The sequence below is a fragment of the Arthrobacter sp. fls2-241-R2A-172 genome (assembly GCF_030208885.1).
In the GTDB taxonomy this organism is placed as follows: Bacteria; Actinomycetota; Actinomycetes; order Actinomycetales; family Micrococcaceae; genus Arthrobacter.
In genome coordinates this window covers 220973-238711 of sequence record NZ_JARVTB010000004.1, presented here as the reverse complement: position 1 = coordinate 238711, position 17739 = coordinate 220973, and the positions used below count along the sequence as shown (strand labels likewise).

The following is a 17739-nucleotide window of genomic DNA, read 5'->3' as shown; positions in this document are numbered from 1 at the left end:
GGGACGGCAACCGCGATATTCTCAAAGTCACGACTCAATGCGGGGGAAACATGACTCAATCAATGCCCGGTTCACCAACACCTGCCGGCTGGTATCCGGACCCTTCGGACCCCAGGTTTGTCCGGTGGTGGGACGGCCACGCGTGGGCAGCCAACCAGGCCCCGCGCCAGGGGCAGTACCAGCCAGCCTTCACGCCGCAACGCCCGCGGATCAGTGAGGGGACACCTGTTTACAACCCCTTCATCTGGGCTATCACGCTGTTGCCGCTGGTCTCGGTCATCTTCCTGCTGTTCTGGCAGCCGGAGTTCCGGATGATCACCACCCGCAGTGGCGCGACCACTGTGGACCCGTTCTCGATGTATACCCCGGCGTATTTCCTCAGCCTGGGATCGGGTTTCATCGCCTATGGCCTCTCGGTGTTTTTCGCCTATCTGGACCGTCAGCGCCTGCTGAAGTCCGGCGTCGAGCGTCCGTTCCATTGGGCGTGGGCGTTCCTCAACGCCGCTGTGTACGTGATTGGCCGCTCGGTGGTCGTCAACAAGGTTGCCCCCAAACGTGGGCTGTGGCCGATCTGGGTCACCATCGCCGTGTTCGTACTCACCATGGTGGTTGCAGGTATTTGGACGTCCAACATGATGCAGTCCATGTACAACCAGCTCGGCTACTCGGTCACCACGTAGCTCACCCGCAGCTCACAATTTAGCCGCGGTTGCCGCCCAGCTGGTCAGGAGCTTGATGTGTTCCTCGTGGACGGTGCCTGGCTCCGCTGTGTAGACGCTGAGTTCGTTGACGGCCCGAGGCAGGGTGGGCAGGGCGAGGGACTGGTAGGTGAGTTCCAGATACCCCACCACGGGATGTTGCAGCCGCTTCATGCCCTCGTGGCGGAACCGGATATCGTGTGATCCCCAAAGCTCCCTGAATTCGGGGCTCAGGGTGGAGAGCTCGCCCACCAGTTCGCGCAAGGCCCGGTCGTGGGGCTCCCGTCCGGCTTCTGCGCGTAGAAGGGCCGCCGTGGCAGCGGCGCCGGCTTCCCAGTCGATGTAGAAGTCCCGTGCCGCCGGATCCAGGAAATGGAAGCGGGCAAAGTTGGGACGCCCATTCGCCGTAGTGGTTTCGCTGGCGAACATTTGAGCGTGCAGCGCCCGTCCCAAGGCGTTTGAGGCGACGATGTCCAGGCGGCCATTCCTGATGAACGCCGCGGACAGGGTGATGGAGTCCACCATCCATTGGACGGGTGCGGCCACTTCCGTGTCCTTCCGCCTGGGAGCGGCGCGATTCGTGGTCCGGGCCGCTTTGGCGAGCTCGAACAAGTACGTCCGCTCCTCTTCGCTCAGTTGCAGCGCCCTGGCTACGGCGTAGAGGACGTCATCCGAAACGCCGCTGATGTTTCCCTTTTCCAAGCGGGCGTACCACTCCGGGCTGACGCCTGCCAGCACGGCTACTTCCTCGCGCCGAAGGCCCGGCACCCGACGCCTGCTGCCCGATGGAAGCCCAACCTGTTCCGGGAGGAGTTTCGCGCGGCGGGTAGCGAGGAAGTCCTTGATGTCGGCACGGTTGTCAGGCAGGTTGTTCATGGATTTACAGTATCGCTGGCTCGCCTCACTAAGGGGGCCACAACCTGTACCCCCTATCAACGGAGCCAGTCCCGCAGAATCGTACCCTCACACGCGTTAGATAGACTTCAGGAAGCAGAGCACGGAAGGACGTTCCCATGAACCGCAAGGCCACCGCCCTGGACGTCGCCAAGAGGGCGGGAGTTTCCCGGAGCGCGGTCTCGCTGGTACTGAACGGCCGCGGCGACGGCAATGTGGCAAAGGAGAGCCAGGACCGGATCCGCCAGGCGGCCCAGGAGCTCAACTACTCCCCCAACGCCATTGCGCTGAGCCTGCGAAACCAGCGGTCCCGGGTCATCGGCATCCTGTCCGACGAGGTGGTGGTCAGCCCCTTCGATGGCAACATCATCGGCGGCGCAGACGACGTCGCCCGGAGCCGCGGTTTCGTGACGGTGGTCATGGACACAGAGAGCGATACTGCCCGTGATGCGAGCGCCATCGAGACACTGTTGGATCGCCAAGTAGACGGGCTCATGTACGTGACGGTGGGATTGAAACCGATCGAGGTGCCACAAGGCATGCTTCGTGTCCCGTCGGTCCTGGCAAATTGTTATGACGCCCACCCTAAGCCGCAGCTCCACCATGTCATCCCGGACGAGGTCACCGGCGGCAGGGAGGCAACGGAGCATCTCCTGCAACTGGGCCACACGGATATTGCCCTGCTTGCCGGTTCCTTGGACTCTCCCGCGGCTCCCCTGCGCGTGCAGGGTTACCGGGACGCCTTCGCCACTGCGGGGCTCGCAGCGAGCGAGGGGCGGATCCACATGGCGGGCTGGGATATCGATGCCGGTTTCCACGGGGCCATGAAGCTGCTCGACGGCGTGTCCCCGGCTGACCGGCCCACCGCCATCATGTGCGCGAACGACCGGCTGGCCGTCGGGGTAGCCCTCGCAGCCGCACGCCTTGGACTGAACGTCCCTGCGGACCTGTCCATCATGGGCTACGACGACGAGACCCGGATCGCCGACACCATGGTCCCCGCCCTCACCACCATGGCCCTGCCGTTGCGGGAGGTAGGGCGCGCGGCGATGACCACGCTGCTGGACGCCCTGGAACGTACCGAAGGCGCGACGGAGGAAACCACGAAGGAAACGATGGTCCCGTGCCGCCTTGTCATCCGCGAATCCACTGGCCCGGCGCCAACCCGCTGACCTGCCACGTTGTGAGGCCCGCTCTGCACCCTAAAAGGGCGAAATACCCTGCAGAGCGGGCCTCACAACGCAGGTCAGCGAACGACGCCGGCCTGCCGCCTTAGCGCGGCAGCGCCAACTCCCACACGTCGGCAGTCGCGCCCGGGGGCAGGGTGAGCTCCCACGACTCCCCGGGAGCGGGGTAGGCGCGGAGCGTCGTAGCCACGGAACCGGTACGGTATACCTCCACGAGGGAGGCGTCGAGGAAGATCCTCAGCTCCTCCCCTTCAGCCAGGGAACCTGAGTAAACCACCTGTGCCGCGGGCCCTGAGCCAAGCACCAGGTCGATGGAACCGGCCGGTGAACCCGAACCCCGCACCAGTACCTCGGCAAACCCGGGCACGGCAACCGATCCTGCAGCACCCATCGCCAGGACAGCACCACGGTATGCGAGGACCTCAGGCGCAGGAGCGACAACCAAGGAACCATCAGCCACGGACAAGACGCGAGGATGTGTCAGCACACCCGACCATCCGGCGTCGTCGATTTCCTCTTGGGTGCGGCCCCGGCGACCATCGCGCCCGGGCCCCTCGTTGGCCCAGCCCCACAGCAGGGCAGACGGCGTGGAACCGGTGGAAAGCTGCAGGATCTGGGGCGCATAGAAATCCCGTCCAAGATCGGATTTTCCTCCAGTAACGGGCGTAAAGACCGGCAGCCCGGTCTTGGGGTCCGCGGTGAGCGAGCCGATCAGGTGGCCGACCCCGTTGGCGTGCTCATGGTCGTCCCCGGAGAGCCACAGCGAGAACATCATGACCCATTCCCCCGTCGGCACCTGGACCAGTTGCGGGCACTCCCAGATTTCGGCCGGAGCGTGCTCCCCAGCGACGGGATCAGCCGTGGTCAGCCAGATTCCCTGGTACTTCCAGTCATCGAGGGAATCCACCGTGTACAGCAGCAGGGCAGCTCGACCGTCAGCAAGACCCGCCCCCTGCATGGCGTAGCGGGCACCGTTGAAGCGGAAGATGAAGGGGTCGCGAACGGCGGTGACAAGAGGATCGGCCGGCATGGAGGCGGCAACATGCCCGTCCTGGGACCAGGTCACCAAGTCCGAGGAACCCCGGGCAATGACCACCTGCGAATGCCCCCCGTGATCCTTGACTCCGGAGTAAGCAGCGGTCGGCACGCCGTCGTCGGAGGTGACGACACCTGTCCAGCAGCCCGCGGAGTCCGGCCCGCCCGGCTGTGGTGACAGCGCCACCGGGTGTTCTTCCCAGCGGACCAGGTCCGGGGAGCTCACGTGGCCCCAGCAGATCTGGGAATGCCGCGCGGACAAGGGGTTGTACTGGAAAAACACGTGGTACCGGCCGCCGATGTAGCTGACGCCGTTGGGGTCGTTGATCCATCCTTGCGCCGGACGCGGGTGGAAGCGCGGAAACGCGGAATCCGGATGTGTCGCCGCCAGAGACAGAGTGGAAGAGAGTGCAAGGTCCGTCAACGGAACCCCTTTCAGAGTGAAGAGAAGATTACTTGCCCGTGCCTGCGGTGAGTCCGTCCTGCAGCGCGCGCTGGCCGAACATGAACACCACCAGTGCGGGAATCATGGACAGGACAACACCGGCGAGCACCACGGAGATGCTTCCAGTGCCGAGGTTGCCTTGAAGCGAGACAAGGCCCAGGGGCAGCGTGAAGTTCTGCTCCGAGATGGTCATAATGAGTGGCCGGAAGAACTCGTTCCAGTGGAAGTTGAACGCCAGGATGCCCACGATCGCCAGGCCCGGCATGGCCAGCGGAGCGTACACGGACCGGAAGGTCCGCCACGGCGAGGCGCCGTCGATCGCAGCCGCTTCAGCGAGCTCACCCGGCAACCCCATGAAGTACTGGCGCATCAGGAAGGTACCGAACGCCGTCGGGATAGCCGGAATGATCAGCGCGAGCAGTGTGTCGGAAAGCCCCACGCCGCGGATGAGCATGAACACCGGCACGATCGTCACCTGCGCGGGCACCATCATGGTGGCCAGCACAATTGAGAACAGGGCACCGCGCCCCTTGAAGCGAAGGTGCGCGAAGGCGTAGCCGGCCAGCGCCGCCGTCACCATTTGTCCGACGGCGATCAGCCCCGTCACCAGGGCACTGTTCACCACCAGCAGCACGATGTTGAGCTGCTTGAAGACCTGCGTATAGGAGGTGAGGTCCGGGTTCAGCGGCAGGAACGCGGGCGGAAGTTTGAAGGATTCCGACGGCGGCCGCAGCGAGGTGGACAGCGTCCACAACACCGGACCAAGGACAAAGACGGACGCTATCAGCAGGACGATGATGCGGCCGGCCACTGACCAGTCCCGCTTCTTCCGGGTGACTGCGGGCGCCGTGGTGGTGACACGTTCTTGAATGGTGGTCATGGCGGGCCTCACTGGTAGAAGACGAATCGTTTGCTGAGCCGGAACTGCGCGGCGGTGATGGCCATGATGATGAGCGTCAGGATCACGCCGATCGCTGAAGCCTGGCCGAACTCGAGGCGCTGGAACGCGGACTCGAAAATCACCATCACCGCCGTCCGCGTCGAGTCGCCGGGCCCACCGCGGGTGAGGACGTAGGGCTGGTCGAACACTTGGAGGGCGTTGATGATGGCCATGACGGAGGCCACCAGGGTGGTGGGACTGAGGAGCGGAAGCGTGACGTAGAAGTGCTTGCGCCAACCCGTGGCACCGTCGATCGACGCAGCCTCGTACGTCTCCACGGGAATCGACGCCAGGCCGCCGATGAACAGCAGGAACGAGAACCCGAAGTTCTGCCACACGTAGACAAGGATGACGACGGCGGCCGACCCTCCCGGCGTCGTCAGCCACGGGACTGCCGGGATTCCGATCAACGAGAGCATCCAGTTCACGACGCCGAACTGCTCGTTGAAGAGGTAGCGCATGAAGATGGAGACCGACGCCGCGGACAGGATCAGCGGGAAGAAGAAGGCGGACCGAAAGAACACCCTCAGCCAGGCCGGGAGCTTCTCCTGCACCATGATTGCAAGCCCAAGGGCCAAACCCAGCTGCAGCGCCACGGCCACCACCACAAACACGATGGTGTTCACGAATGAGACGCGGACGGTGGGGTCCTGGACTACTTCGGCAAAGTTGTCGAATCCCACGAACGTCGGCGCCGAGATGATGTCCCAGCGGAAGAACGCCAGCGCAATGGAGGCAATGATCGGCAGCAGGGTGAAGATGCCCATGCCCACGATCGTTGGCGCGAGGAAGGCCCAAGGGAGCCATCGTTGTTGCACGCGGCCGCGCTTGGACGGCTGGCTGTGCTTGTGGGCTGTTTTGCGTCCCGGTTCGCTTCCCGTCCCAGTGGGCGTGCTGGTTGCGGTGCTCATGGCTGCCTCCTCAAGGCAAGTTCAAGGTCGCGTTGCATGGAGCTGAGGGCGTCCTTGAGTTGGCGCTCGTCGCCGCTGACGGCAAGGCTGACGTTTTTCATCAGGGCGGTCTCGACGGCGGCCTGCTGGGGTGGCGCTGGAATGGGACCTGTGGTGGGGAAACGGTCCAAGGTGTCGTAGAAGACCTTCCAGTTCCGGGGCCCGGTTCCCGAGTAGAGCTGCTCGTTGACCATCGAGCGCCGGGCCGGAGTGGTGTTGGGCGTGGGGAACACGATCTGCATGGCTTCGAGGCTGGAGCTGAACTTCACCCATTCCCAGGCGGCGTCCTTATCCTTGGCGGTCTTCATGATCGCGTACCCGGCCGTACCGAACTGGTGCCGCTGGGACCGCCACTTCGGGAAGAACTGGACGTCGAAGTCGTTCTCTGTCATCCCCGCTTCGTGGAGGCCTTGCACCCAATAGCCGCCTGCCGGCGTCGTACCTATCCTGTTGGAGGCGAAGAGGCCGATCAGCGAACTGCCGCCGCCTTCTTCGGGCCGAACACCGAGTCCGTCCTTGACCAGTCCGCGGAGGTAGTCGAAGGACTCGAAAACCCGGGGATCGTCGGCGTTTGGTTCGAGCCATTGGTAGCCGCCGGAGCGGAGGCTTCGGGTGGGGTCGTTGGCGTAGAAGCCGTCCCAGAACCACTCCCCGCCCGGTGACTTGGTCTCTTTGAGGAAGCTGGTGTCGTTGGCGTAGAGCCACGGCACCACTCCGCCGAAGAGACGGTTGGTCCAGTAGTAAGGAGTGAAGTCCTTGGGATTGGCCTTCTTCATGGCGGCCAGGGTGCTCCGGAAGTCGGTGTGCGTCCAATTGTCGGCGGGCCGCTCGAGTCCGGCTTTAGTGAGCGCCGTGGTGTTGTAGTACATGTTGGCGGCGTTCCAGTCGATGGGGAGCTGGAACAGGCTGCCCTTGTACATGAACGCTTCCACCAGGCTGGGGTGGACGTCCGCAAAGTATTCCTTCATGTCCGCTGCGTCGCGGCGCAAGTACTCGTCCAGCGGGTGGGCCAGTTTTTCCGCGAACAGCTGGGCGCCTTCGGTGGCCACGTAGACCACGTCCGGCGGGGTTCCCGCCGCCACCATGGTGAGGATCTTGGTGAAGAAGTCCTTCCAGTCCACGGCCTGGATGGCTTGGACCTTGACCTTGATTTCGGGGTGCACTTTGGCGAAGGCGTCGATGACCTTCTGGCGGGCTGCGGCGTCTGCGGCGGTGCCCATGATGGCGATACTGAGGCTGTTGTCTCCCCTGCCCGGAATGTCTGCTCCTGTGAGTCGCGGCCACGATGCCGCAGTTACTCCAACAATCCCGGCGCCGAGGGCTGTGAGGGCACTTCTGCGTGTGAATTGACGCAAAGCCCCGTTGGTTCCCGACATGTAGATTCCCTTTCCTAACACGTGTTAGGAACACTATGCTCGGCACCTAACACGTGTCAAGCGTCACAGGAATGTTGCACAGGCCTCACCTCGGCCCGCCGCGCCGGAGCACACTTCACACGAGGCGTCCAGCGAATTGTGGCAGTCTTGAGAGAATGAGTTCCCAGCAATTCCGCACCAGCGGGAGGTCAAGCAAACGGCCGCTCCAAGCACGCGATGCCGGCTCCGGCACAGGATTCCTTTTCATCCTGGCCACCATCGCCAGCGTCGTAGGCCTTGCTGCGACCTACTACTTCTTCGTGCGCACCACCATGGGCCAGTTCATTGATGAGTCCGCATTGGTCGAAGCAACCGAGCTGGGTGGAACCGCGGGGCGCGCATCCACCAGCCTGCTGGATATGCTCCCCATGCTCTCCCTGGCCATTGCCACCCTCATGGTCATCTTTGTCACGGTAGCCCGGCGGCGGTGGACTGCTGCGGGAATCGCCGTAGTCGCCTGCATCGGAGCCAACGCGGCCACCCAGATCCTCAAATTCCTCATTCCAGACAGGCCCGACCGCGGAGTGCAGACGCTGGAGCTCAACTCGCTCCCCTCGGGGCACACCACCTTGGCCGCTTCCGCAGCGGCCGCCGTCTTCCTCATGGTCTCACCGCGCTGGCGCCCGCTGGCAGGCTTCCTGGGCAGCACCTTCGCAGTTGCCACCGGCGTCTCGACGCTCATCAACCAGTGGCATCGCCCGGCCGACGTCGTTGCGGCCTTCCTGGTGGTGGGCGCTGTAATGCTCCCGGCGGGCTGGCTCATCCTCCGGACCGGCAGCAGCTGGAACGCGTGGAAGGGATACGGCGAACACTGGGCGGCCTCCCGGCTCTGGGTATGGCTCACCGTTGCCGCCCTGCTGATAGCCATCGCAGTGGCCGGCTACTCCTTGATGCAGGTCATGCCCGGGTTGAGCGCCGACAGTACCGTCGACTACTTCTGGGCCGGCACCGCATTCATCGTGATCGCCGGTTACCTCTCAGCCCTGGGGGGCACTTGGCTGTTCGGCCTGGCGGCACGCAAAAGCTAAAGGCCCGCTCCCAGCCCTTTCTCCGCGTCGATAGATCTACCCATGGCATCCCCGGATTCCTTGCATTACTATTAATCCAATCGTTGGAATAACAGTGCAAGATCCGAGGAGCCTTCATGTCTTCCACCCCCACCGCTAAGCTGTGGACTCAACCCTCCGCCGGGCCAATTGCGATCCCCGATTCCCGGGACCTGATTGTGGACCTTATCCGGGTCGCGTGCATGTTCGCAGTCGTGGCTGTCCACTTGCTCATGATGGGCATCAGTGTGGACGGGTCCGGCATTGGAGTCGGAAATCCGTTGACGTCCCTGAGCTGGTTCGCCCAAGGGACGTGGTTCGGTCAGGTCATGCCACTCTTCTTCGTGGTGGGCGGATTCGCGTCACTGACTTCGTGGCGAAGCCTGCAACGCCGCGGCGGTGACGCCGGCGACTACCTTCGCAACCGGGTGCTGCGGCTGGTCCGCCCCACGGTTGCCTTGTACGCGTTCCTCGCCGTTGCGTTGTGGAGTGCGACGGCGGCCGGCGTCCCCGGCGATCTGCTCACGGTTATCGCTGCGGGCGCCGGAGTTCAATTGTGGTTCCTGGCCGCATACCTCATCTGCCAAGCCATGGTGCCCACCATGGCCAAACTCCACAGCGTGGCACCCTACCGGACCATTGCGGCGCTGGCCGCGGGCGCCGTCGTCGTCGATGTTTTTCGCCTGGGCTTGGAGCACAATCCCTGGGGCTTCGACTCAAATCCGATCGGGTTGCTGAACATGGTGTTCGTTTGGGGGTTGCTGCAGCAACTTGGGTTCTTCTATGCGGACGGATTCTTTGATCGATTTGCGCGCTGGAAGCTGATTCTGGGAGCTGTGGCCTGTTACGTTGCGCTGGTTCCACTGACCCACGCCGGTCCGTACCCGGTGGACATGCTGACCAACCAAAACCCGCCGATGTTCCCGCTGATCCTTGTGGGTCTGGCCCATGTCCTCCTGGTCAAGGCCGTGTATCCCGTTTTGCAGGGGTTCGTGAGGGTCGGCTGGGTGCAAAAGACCATGTTCGTGGTCGGCAGCAGGGCCATGACCATCTACCTGTGGCACCTCCCGCTGATCATCGCGATGTTTGGCATCGCGCTGCTCCTCCGGCTTCCGTTCCCCGAGCCGGCGAGCGCCGAGTGGTGGTTGAGTCGTCCCCTGTTCTACCTGGCTGCATGGGCGCTTGTGCTCCTGGTGTCCACACCACTGGTCCGGCTGGAGCTAGCCGGCACCGCGCTCACTCCAGGTGCGGCCCGGCCCGCGATGTGGCGCATCCTGACGGGGACCGTAGTGGCGATCATCCCGCCCTTCGTGGTGATGCGGACAGCGTTGGATACAGTCAACGCGACGTGGGGACTGGTGCTACTGGTGGTTGCAGTGGTTTTGGTGACGGGCAACGTTCCTGACCGGGCGTGGAAGTCGCCCCGTCCGGTCGCGGTGGTCTCCTGAGCCTCTTTGAAAGCCAAACGGCCGCAGAGCAACCTGATGGGGGTGTTCTGCGGCCGTTCTCTGTGGTCAGGATTGCTAGCTATGGCATGCGGTAGAGGAAGGCCGCCATGGCGTCGCGGTTGATGGGCTCGAGAGCCTTATAGACGAAGTTGCCTTCGCCGATCTGCCAACCTGTCGAAATGCCGGTGACCTTCATCCAGACCATCTCTTTGTAGAACTGCTGGTTCGGGTCAAGATCACTGAAAGGCGGAGTCGTGGGAGCTTCATAATCCGGTTTGTTAGCCAAACGGTAAAGGAAGGCAGCCATCGCATCGCGGTTGATGGGGTTCAGCGGCCGGTAAGTCCGAGATCCGTCCGATTCGGTCCAACCCGACGAAATGCCACTATCGGCAAGCCAGGACATTTCCTTGTAGAACTGCTGGGTGGTCAGGACATCCTTGAACGGCGACTGCGCGGGCGGCGTGTAATCGGGAGATCCAGCCATCCGATACAGGAACGCAGCCATGGCATCGCGGTTGATGGGTGTTACCGGCCTGTAGGTGACCGACTGGTCCGCTTCAACCCAGCCCGTGGAGATTTTGCGATCCGCCAACCAGGACATTTCTTTATAGAACTGCTGGGTGGTCAGGACATCCTTGAATGGCGAAACGGCCGGCGCAGTGAAGTCCGGGCCCTTGCTGCTGAAGTAGGCCTTCCATTCGGAGGTGGCGCCGTTAAGCAGCGCCCAGCCTTCCTTCGGCTGGGCAGTGACCTTCACCTGGCCGCGGGCAGTGCGGGTACCGGCAACGACAGTTTTACCGTCCACCAGGTAATTCACTGACTCCGACTCCGGGATGGTGTAGCTGTCATTGGCCATGTATGGCTCTTCGTTGAAGATGACAGGCGCGGGGGTCACCGCTTTGTCTGCGGCGACAACTGTGGACGTGGGCTTGCTGGTCATTTGCAGCAACCAGTACGGCGTCTTTACGCCCGTTACTTCCACCGTCAGCGTGGAACCAACGTCCTCGCCTGTGAGTGTGTATTCCGGCAGGCTGGAAACGTTGTCACCCGTGGTACCCGCCTTATGGCGCGTCCAGTTGTAACGCAATTCCACGGGCGCTGGTTCCCAGGTTCCGGCATCGACGGTCAGGGTGCTCCCGACATAGGCATTGCCAACAATAAGGGGAACCACGCCACTCAAAGTACCTGGAGTGACCTGCGCTGTGGGTTCGGAAGTAGCTGACACAGCCGGAACATAGGACTTAGTGGCAGTAACCGTCACAGTTATCGCAGCTTGGTAGTCGTCTGCCACCAAAGTGTAGGTGGGGTCAGTGGCACCGGCAATGGGTGCGCCCCATCGGTTCCACTGGTACGTCCATTGTGCAGACTCCACATTGGACCACGTGCCGCGGTCGGCGGTCAGGGTCTTACCCACTGCGGCCTCGCCGGCAATGGTCGGGGTTCCTGCAACGATCGGTGCTGCGTCCGCGGCCACCTGCTTCACCGTGGCGTTGGCGTCTACCAGACCCGAACCGCACCCTGTGCAACCTGCTACCGGACGGGCATTGGCCTTCAGGCGCTGTTCGACGTCTGCCGGTGTGAGGGCGGGAAGCGTGGCCAGCATCATCGCTGCAACAGCTGCGACGTGGGGGGCCGCCATGGAAGTACCGGATTTCAGGTAGTAATCCTCGATGGTGGCTGTATCAGCACCCTGGTTGAGCGTGGACACGATCCCGTTCAGTGCGTCTTTCGTCATGTCTCCGCCGGGAGCCATGACGTCCACGTTCGCGCCAAAGTTGGAGTAGTAGGCCCTCTCAGCGGTCCGGGTGCTTGCTCCAACCGTGATGACGTTGTTGCAGTTGGCCGGGCTGACCAGGGACGCGTCAACGTTCTCGTTGCCAGCAGCTACCACAACGGCTGTACCCTGGCTCCGGGCGAAGTCCAAGGCATTCTGGTAAGTGGCTGAGCAGGTCCCGCGGCCGCCCACGCTGAGGTTTATCACACGGGCAGGGTTGGCGTTGGCGGGGACGCTGGGCACCGCACCACCGGCTGCCCACCTGATACCGTCTGCGATGTCTGACGTGTAACCGCCGCAGGTTCCAATGGCTCGGATGGGCACGATCTTGGCCTTCGGAGCAACGCCGGCTACGCCCTTGTTGTTACCGGCAACTGCGGCGATGATGCCGGCGACGTGGGTGCCATGCCAGGACGACCGGGCACCTGCGCGCCCAGCTGCACACTGGTTGTCGGAGGTTGCGTCACCTTCGTCGCGGGGATTCGGGTCGCGGCCATCGCCATCACGGGCCGTCGTCGCGTTGGAGATCATGTCATACCCGGGCAGGACGTTTGCGTTCAGGTCGCTGTGGTCCAGGATACCGGTGTCGATGACGGCGACTGTGCTGCCTTCGCCCCGGCTGACATCCCACGCCCCCAAAGCATTGATGCCCCCTGTTCCCGCGCCAAGGCCCCACTGGAGGTTGTAATAGGTATCGTTGGGCGCCGTGGCCAAGGTCTGCATAATGGCATCGGGTTCGGCGTACTCCACGGCCGGGTCGGCGGCCAGTGTGGCCACCAGCGCACTTGCCTCCTGGGCTGCGAGTTTACGGTCGGTTTTGACCACTTCCTCCCCGGTGGAGGTGGTCCGCAGGCTCTTGACGGGTACGCCCACAGAGTCGGCGGCTTCATTGAAGGACTTCTGCGGGTCCACGGACTGGATCCCCGCGCGATCCTTGAACTTCACAATGAACTGGTCTGTCGGAGTTGCCGGAATGGTTGATGTCACCGGCAGAGGCGCGGCGCTGGGAAGCGGCGGCGCAGGCGTGTCGACAGCTGCGGCCGGGAGTGCAGGCAGCGCTGCGCCCACCACGGCCACGACACTGAGAAGGATTAAACGAGAACTAACCACGGCTTTCCGCTGGTTATGCATGAACAGTCGCCCTTTACTCAAAACGCCCCCCAAAGAGCGCTGAAAAATGGCCGCGAGCGCAGCCAAAAATGAGTTTAGCCAAGAATTTGAGATTCCTGCGAATCTCCCGTGAGTCACGTCTCCGCGGCGGTGAACACCAAGGGCCGGTTGGAGGAATTCCTGCAATCGGCCCAGGTTGAGCTTGAACGGCTACCTCACGCCTTATGAAGGTGCCGGGGCCGGACTAGTAGTTCCGGCGGTGCTTCAGCCTCGGAATCGCGACGGCGAAGACCGCCGCCGCTGCGAACCCCAGTATTCCGGTGGCCCAGACGCCGACGGACAAGGACACCGCGGCCGTCAACCCGGACAGCAGCACCGGTCCCCCAGTTGCCCCCGAATCTGCGATGAACCTCCAAATGCCAAGAAAATGACTGCGGCCGTTATCCGGGGAGAAGTCGGCACCCAACGTCATGATCAGCCCCGAGCTGATGCCGTTGCCAAATCCGATCAGCAGGGCTGCCAGCAGCAAGGATACGAATCCGCCCGTGAAGGGGATCAATATCAGCGCTGTGCCCATGATCAGCGTGGACGGGACAGCTACCCATTGCCTGCCCTTCCTGTCCATGAGCTTTCCCGCCGGATAAAACACCAGCATGTCGATCGCCCCGGAGAGCCCGAAGAGCAGCGACGCGTGTGTGGCGTCGAGCCCCAGGTGATCCGCCCACAGCGGGATAACAACTTGTCGCGATGCCCTCAACGCGCTCAGCAGGAGGATCCCGAAACCAACGGTCAGGAACACTCCCGCGTGCGAAACGGCGACGCTCCGCAACGTCGACGCCGGAGGGCGGGGACCGCCGTCGGACATTTCAGGAGCCACCAGATCCGGAATGGTGAGCGACAAGGCGGCAGCCGCCATCATGCCCGCGAAGCCCACCCAGTAGGCCCCGCTGATGCCGGCAAACTGCATCACGCCAGCACCGACGAAGGGGCCAATGAAGATGCCTATCCTTGTCACGCCGCCCAAGGTGGAGAGGGCGCGTGCCCGGAAGATCACCGGGACGGCTTCGGTGAGGAACTTTTGCCGGGCAAGGTTAAAGACGCTGGCCGACATACCCACCAAGGTCATGGACACTGCCAACAACCACAGGCCGTTATCCACCTGCGGTGCGAAGGCTGATGCGCCAAGGGCAATGGCACCCAAAGCGCCGGCGCCAACGATGGACCAGCGTTCACCGAACTTCTCCGTGATGATCGACGCCGGAATGTTGAAAAGCCAGGAGCCTATGCCAATGAGCGTTACGACCAACGCCGATACTGCAACGGAGGCGCCGAGGTCGCGGGCAGAGAGAGCAATGACCGGGAGGACCGCACCTTCGCCAATACAAAACAACAGCGCGGGCCCGAATGCCGGGAGTGCGATGCTGCGCAGGCTGAAAGCTTGGTTTGTCTGGGTGTTGGTCATCCCTTTCATCCTAGGACTGCGGTAGCCGCAAGCCGTGCCAGCATGACGTTTCGCAATGCACGCACCGGTCTGATTGCACGCTGACCAGCGCGCGGGTGTTGCGGTTCCGGGCTCCGGAACCGCAACACCAACCTGCGACGTGGAATCGTCCGGTACTACCGGCGGCTGGCTGCCGCCTTCCGACGGCCGGCTACCGCCAGGAACAGGCCCATCAGGAGCATGGCTCCCGACCAGAGAACGAAGGTTTCGTTCAGGCCCGTCGTAGCCAGCACGCTGGGGCCTCCGACGGCGGTCGGAACCGCGGTGGTCGTCGCACCCTTTGTTACGACAGCGGCTACGACCTTGCCGGCTTGGGTGCCAGCGCTGCCGGTGGTGATGAGACCGGCGGTATTGATACCGGTTGTCGGAGTACCCGCGGTGTTCTCTCCACCGTTATCGGGGCCACCGGACGTCGGAGGGGTAACAGCAGGCGGGTTCACAACCGGAGGGGTCACAACAGGAGGAGTGACAACCGGCGGGGTGACAACCGGCGGAGTCACAACAGGAGGGGTCACAACAGGAGGAGTCACAACAGGAGGGGTGACCGTGCCTACCGAACCGCCCCCAACGCCCACCGAGGTGGAACCAGTGCTGATGGGAACCGTGATGGGGATGATCAGCTGAGTCCCCGAACCGATGCCGCCAGAACCACTCGTGGTACCGCCGCTCGTCGCGCCCGGAACCGTCCCACCTGTGGTGTCCGTATTCGTGGCGGAGGAATCACCCAACACACCAACCGCCGTGGAACCCAGGCCCACCGGAACCGTCACCGGAGCAACAACCTGAGTGCCCGATCCAATGCCGCCAGAACCATTAGTGGTACCGCCGGTAGTAGTGCCCGGAACCGTTCCGCCCGTAGTGCCAGTACCTGTGGCTGAAGAATCACCCAGCACACCAACCGACGTCGAACCCAGGCTCACCGGAGCCGTAACCGGAGCAACAACCTGCGTCCCGGAACCAACACCATCCGAACCACTCGTCGAAGCACCCGACGACGAACCATCAGGCGCAGCGCCAGCAGTGGAACCGGACGAACCGGAAGTGGCTGAGGAATCACCCAGCACACCAACCGACGTCGAACCCAGGCTCACCGGAGCCGTAACAGGAGCAACAACCTGTGTCCCGGAACCAACACCATCCGAACCACTCGTCGAAGCACCCGACGACGAACCACCAGGCGCAGCCCCAGCAGCGGAACCGGACGAACCGGAAGTGGCCGTCGAGTCGCCACCGACACCCACAGCAGTGGCTCCGATGTTAACAGGGACCGATATCGGAGCCACTACCTGAGCGCCGGATGCAAGACTCTCTCCCCCCGACGTTGTTGCCTGCGCTGGCGTTGAAGCTGCCGGCGCAGGAGTTGATGCCGCTGGTGCTGAGGTGGCGGTTGAGTCCCCCAGGACACCCGCCGACGTCGACCCCACCGTGATGGGAACCGTCACCGGTGCAACCACTTGGGTGCCGGACGCAATCGCGCCGGCTCCGCTGGTACCGGCTGTCGGCGTCGGACTCGTTGCCGCTGCTGGAGCGGCAGGTGTAGCTGAGCTCGTCGCAGTGGAACCCCCCAGCAGACCCACTGACGACGAGCCCAGGTTTATGGGCACCGTGACCGGAGCGACCACCTGGGTCCCGGAACCGATGCTGTTGGAGCCGCTGGTGTTGGCAGCGGGTGTTGCGCCGGAACCTGCAGCGTGTGCCGGCGCGGTTGTGGTGGCTGCTGAGTTTCCCAGCAGTCCCAGCGAGGTGGCGCTGAGATTGGTTGGTGCTGTTATTGGCGCTGCCACTTGCGTTCCGGAGAGGACTCCGTCCTTGCCGCTTGTGGTGTCCGCGGCGTTTGCCGCGGTGGCGCTGAGGACGATCATGCCCCCGGCAAAGCATGTGCCGATGAGGCACTTGCGAATGGTCGTGTTCATTGTGATCTTCTCCTGAAGGTCTTGTTCCCAGAGACGTCCGTTGACGGAACGTTCGAATGGCCGTCTGCCGCGTAAGTTGGTGCGGCAAGGTCCGGGAACTAGTCAGGAGAGGAGCCGGGGTCAAAACAAACCGGCTCGGGATGCTGCTCATCGCCGGCCGCAGAAAGACCAGGTAGAGCGCCAACGGGGACAATCGTGGCGTCGTGAAGGAAGACTGCGGCGGGGCTTGGTGGGCCATTTTGGGAGTTGCTGGATCCGGACCCGCCCACCCCAGCGGGTACCGCTTCGACATCAAGCGGCAGATCAGCAGGAGCTACAGGATGCACAGCGGACTGCCGGCCCTCCCTGACTGGGACACTCCCCGCCGAATCGAACACGCGGGATATCGACAACACCGGTGGGATGTCTGCGGCCCCCGGGACGGAAGCACGAACAGGCTGAAGAGTAGGCGCTGATGCTTGGAGCCCCACCTGTGTTCCGGTAACTGCGGACGGTGGGGCAACGACGTCGGAACTTGGATTTGTAGCGGAGTCCGGTGCCATGCTTCCAGCTGGGTTTCTTGGCAAAACTGAACCGGCGCCGCCCAGCAGGGGCGGAATGACGGCTCCGTTGGTCGGAAGAACGTTGTCCACTGCGTCGACGATCGGTTGAAGAACCGGAGCAGTTACGTCGGTTACGGGTTCCAGCCCGACCGGCGCCAAAATCTCGTTCACGGGTGGAACGACCGCCTCAGCTGCGTCGTCAACACTTCCCGTGATCGGCACAATCACGGCGTCTACGATGCCGCCAGTTGTGTCGCCGGGGACGAGTTGATTGGCCACCGGGATCGTCCTGATGATCCCATCCACTGATGACCCAGCCTGTTGCACGATAGGCGTCACAGCAGGCACGTGAACAGAAATGGATTTCTCCGGAATCACGGTTTTGACGGCTGCGGGCAACGGCACTTTCGGCGCGGGAATGCTGATGGTAGCCGGTGCAGTTTTTGGCGTGACTGCTTCCGCAACCGAGCCGACGGCGATAGGGACGGCTTTCGCCGTTGCACCCGGGGACTTATTCACCTCTGCGGTGGCGCTGTCCAAAGTGCCTGTCACTGACGACACCGCTGAGCTGACTTCGCCAAGAAGTGAATGGTTGTCTTGTTGGCCTGAGTCGGCACTTGCCGAGGCTGCCGAAAGGGCAATCCAGATTGCCGTACCGGCTCCAGCGACCATGACAGAGCGGAGAATGCTGGTAGCACGCGGAAAAACGCGTGAACCCTTCATCTCGACACCCCCAGGTAGTCGCGAACCAACGGTCGCCTTCATCCTAGGACGGACGGAAGCAATTAGTCCATGGCTGGGAGTAAAGAAAACTGTGAATATTGGTAGCGGGACGCATACA

13 protein-coding genes are annotated in these 17739 nt (G+C 63.1%); 4 read left to right on the top strand and 9 right to left on the bottom strand.

The features are described 5' to 3' along the window. The first annotated feature begins 50 nt into the window (after positions 1–50). Positions 51–680: a DUF2510 domain-containing protein gene (locus QRM57_RS09260; protein ID WP_284986379.1), complete on the top strand. Its 630-nt coding sequence runs from the start codon at positions 51–53 to the stop codon at positions 678–680. Positions 681–692: 12 nt separating this feature from the next. On the opposite strand, the gene QRM57_RS09255 is transcribed toward QRM57_RS09260, so the two are convergent. Beyond that, positions 693–1574, bottom strand: coding sequence for a helix-turn-helix domain-containing protein (locus tag QRM57_RS09255; RefSeq protein WP_284986378.1), 882 nt, complete (start codon positions 1572–1574; stop codon positions 693–695). A gap of 137 nt (positions 1575–1711) precedes the next feature. On the opposite strand from QRM57_RS09255, the gene QRM57_RS09250 reads away from it, so the two are divergent. Beyond that, positions 1712–2764, top strand: a complete 1053-nt coding sequence (locus QRM57_RS09250; RefSeq protein ID WP_284986377.1) for a LacI family DNA-binding transcriptional regulator — start codon at positions 1712–1714, stop codon at positions 2762–2764. Between the two features lie 100 nt (positions 2765–2864). Here the strand turns inward: QRM57_RS09250 and QRM57_RS09245 are convergent, their stop codons facing one another. From QRM57_RS09245 to QRM57_RS09230, 4 genes are read right to left on the bottom strand one after another with little or no spacing between them, the layout of a single operon-like run. Beyond that, the gene (locus tag QRM57_RS09245; RefSeq protein WP_284986376.1) at positions 2865–4238 is read right to left on the bottom strand and encodes a glycoside hydrolase family 32 protein; all 1374 of its coding nucleotides are present in this window, start codon (positions 4236–4238) and stop codon (positions 2865–2867) included. A 28-nt stretch (positions 4239–4266) separates the two neighbouring features. After that, entirely contained in the window at positions 4267–5139 is an 873-nt protein-coding gene (locus QRM57_RS09240; RefSeq protein WP_284986375.1) for a carbohydrate ABC transporter permease, read from the bottom strand. An 8-nt stretch (positions 5140–5147) separates the two neighbouring features. Continuing rightward, positions 5148–6110: a carbohydrate ABC transporter permease gene (locus tag QRM57_RS09235; protein WP_284986374.1), complete on the bottom strand. Its 963-nt coding sequence runs from the start codon at positions 6108–6110 to the stop codon at positions 5148–5150. Then, positions 6107–7525, bottom strand: coding sequence for an ABC transporter substrate-binding protein (locus tag QRM57_RS09230; protein ID WP_235517260.1), 1419 nt, complete (start codon positions 7523–7525; stop codon positions 6107–6109). Before QRM57_RS09230 ends, QRM57_RS09235 begins: the two co-directional genes overlap by 4 nt. 53 nt (positions 7526–7578) lie before the next feature. On the opposite strand from QRM57_RS09230, the gene QRM57_RS09225 reads away from it, so the two are divergent. Together QRM57_RS09225 and QRM57_RS09220 are read left to right on the top strand one after the other, a co-directional pair. Continuing rightward, positions 7579–8592, top strand: coding sequence for a phosphatase PAP2 family protein (locus QRM57_RS09225; RefSeq protein WP_284986373.1), 1014 nt, complete (start codon positions 7579–7581; stop codon positions 8590–8592). Between the two features lie 116 nt (positions 8593–8708). Next, the gene (locus QRM57_RS09220; protein ID WP_284986372.1) at positions 8709–10058 is read left to right on the top strand and encodes an acyltransferase family protein; all 1350 of its coding nucleotides are present in this window, start codon (positions 8709–8711) and stop codon (positions 10056–10058) included. 79 nt (positions 10059–10137) lie between these two features. On the opposite strand, the gene QRM57_RS09215 is transcribed toward QRM57_RS09220, so the two are convergent. The 4 genes from QRM57_RS09215 to QRM57_RS09200 form a co-directional block, all read right to left on the bottom strand. After that, positions 10138–12963, bottom strand: a complete 2826-nt coding sequence (locus tag QRM57_RS09215; RefSeq protein WP_284986371.1) for a S8 family serine peptidase — start codon at positions 12961–12963, stop codon at positions 10138–10140. 223 nt (positions 12964–13186) lie between these two features. Further along, positions 13187–14404 carry an MFS transporter gene (locus tag QRM57_RS09210; protein WP_284986370.1) on the bottom strand — a complete coding sequence of 406 codons (1218 nt, stop codon included), beginning with the start codon at positions 14402–14404 and terminating at the stop codon, positions 13187–13189. Positions 14405–14559: 155 nt separating this feature from the next. Continuing rightward, the gene (locus QRM57_RS09205) at positions 14560–16356 is read right to left on the bottom strand and encodes a cell wall anchor protein (protein ID WP_284986369.1); all 1797 of its coding nucleotides are present in this window, start codon (positions 16354–16356) and stop codon (positions 14560–14562) included. Positions 16357–16454: 98 nt separating this feature from the next. Further along, positions 16455–17570 (bottom strand): hypothetical protein, encoded by a 1116-nt coding sequence (locus QRM57_RS09200; protein WP_284986368.1) that lies wholly within the window; start codon positions 17568–17570, stop codon positions 16455–16457. Between the last annotated feature and the right edge of the window lie 169 nt (positions 17571–17739).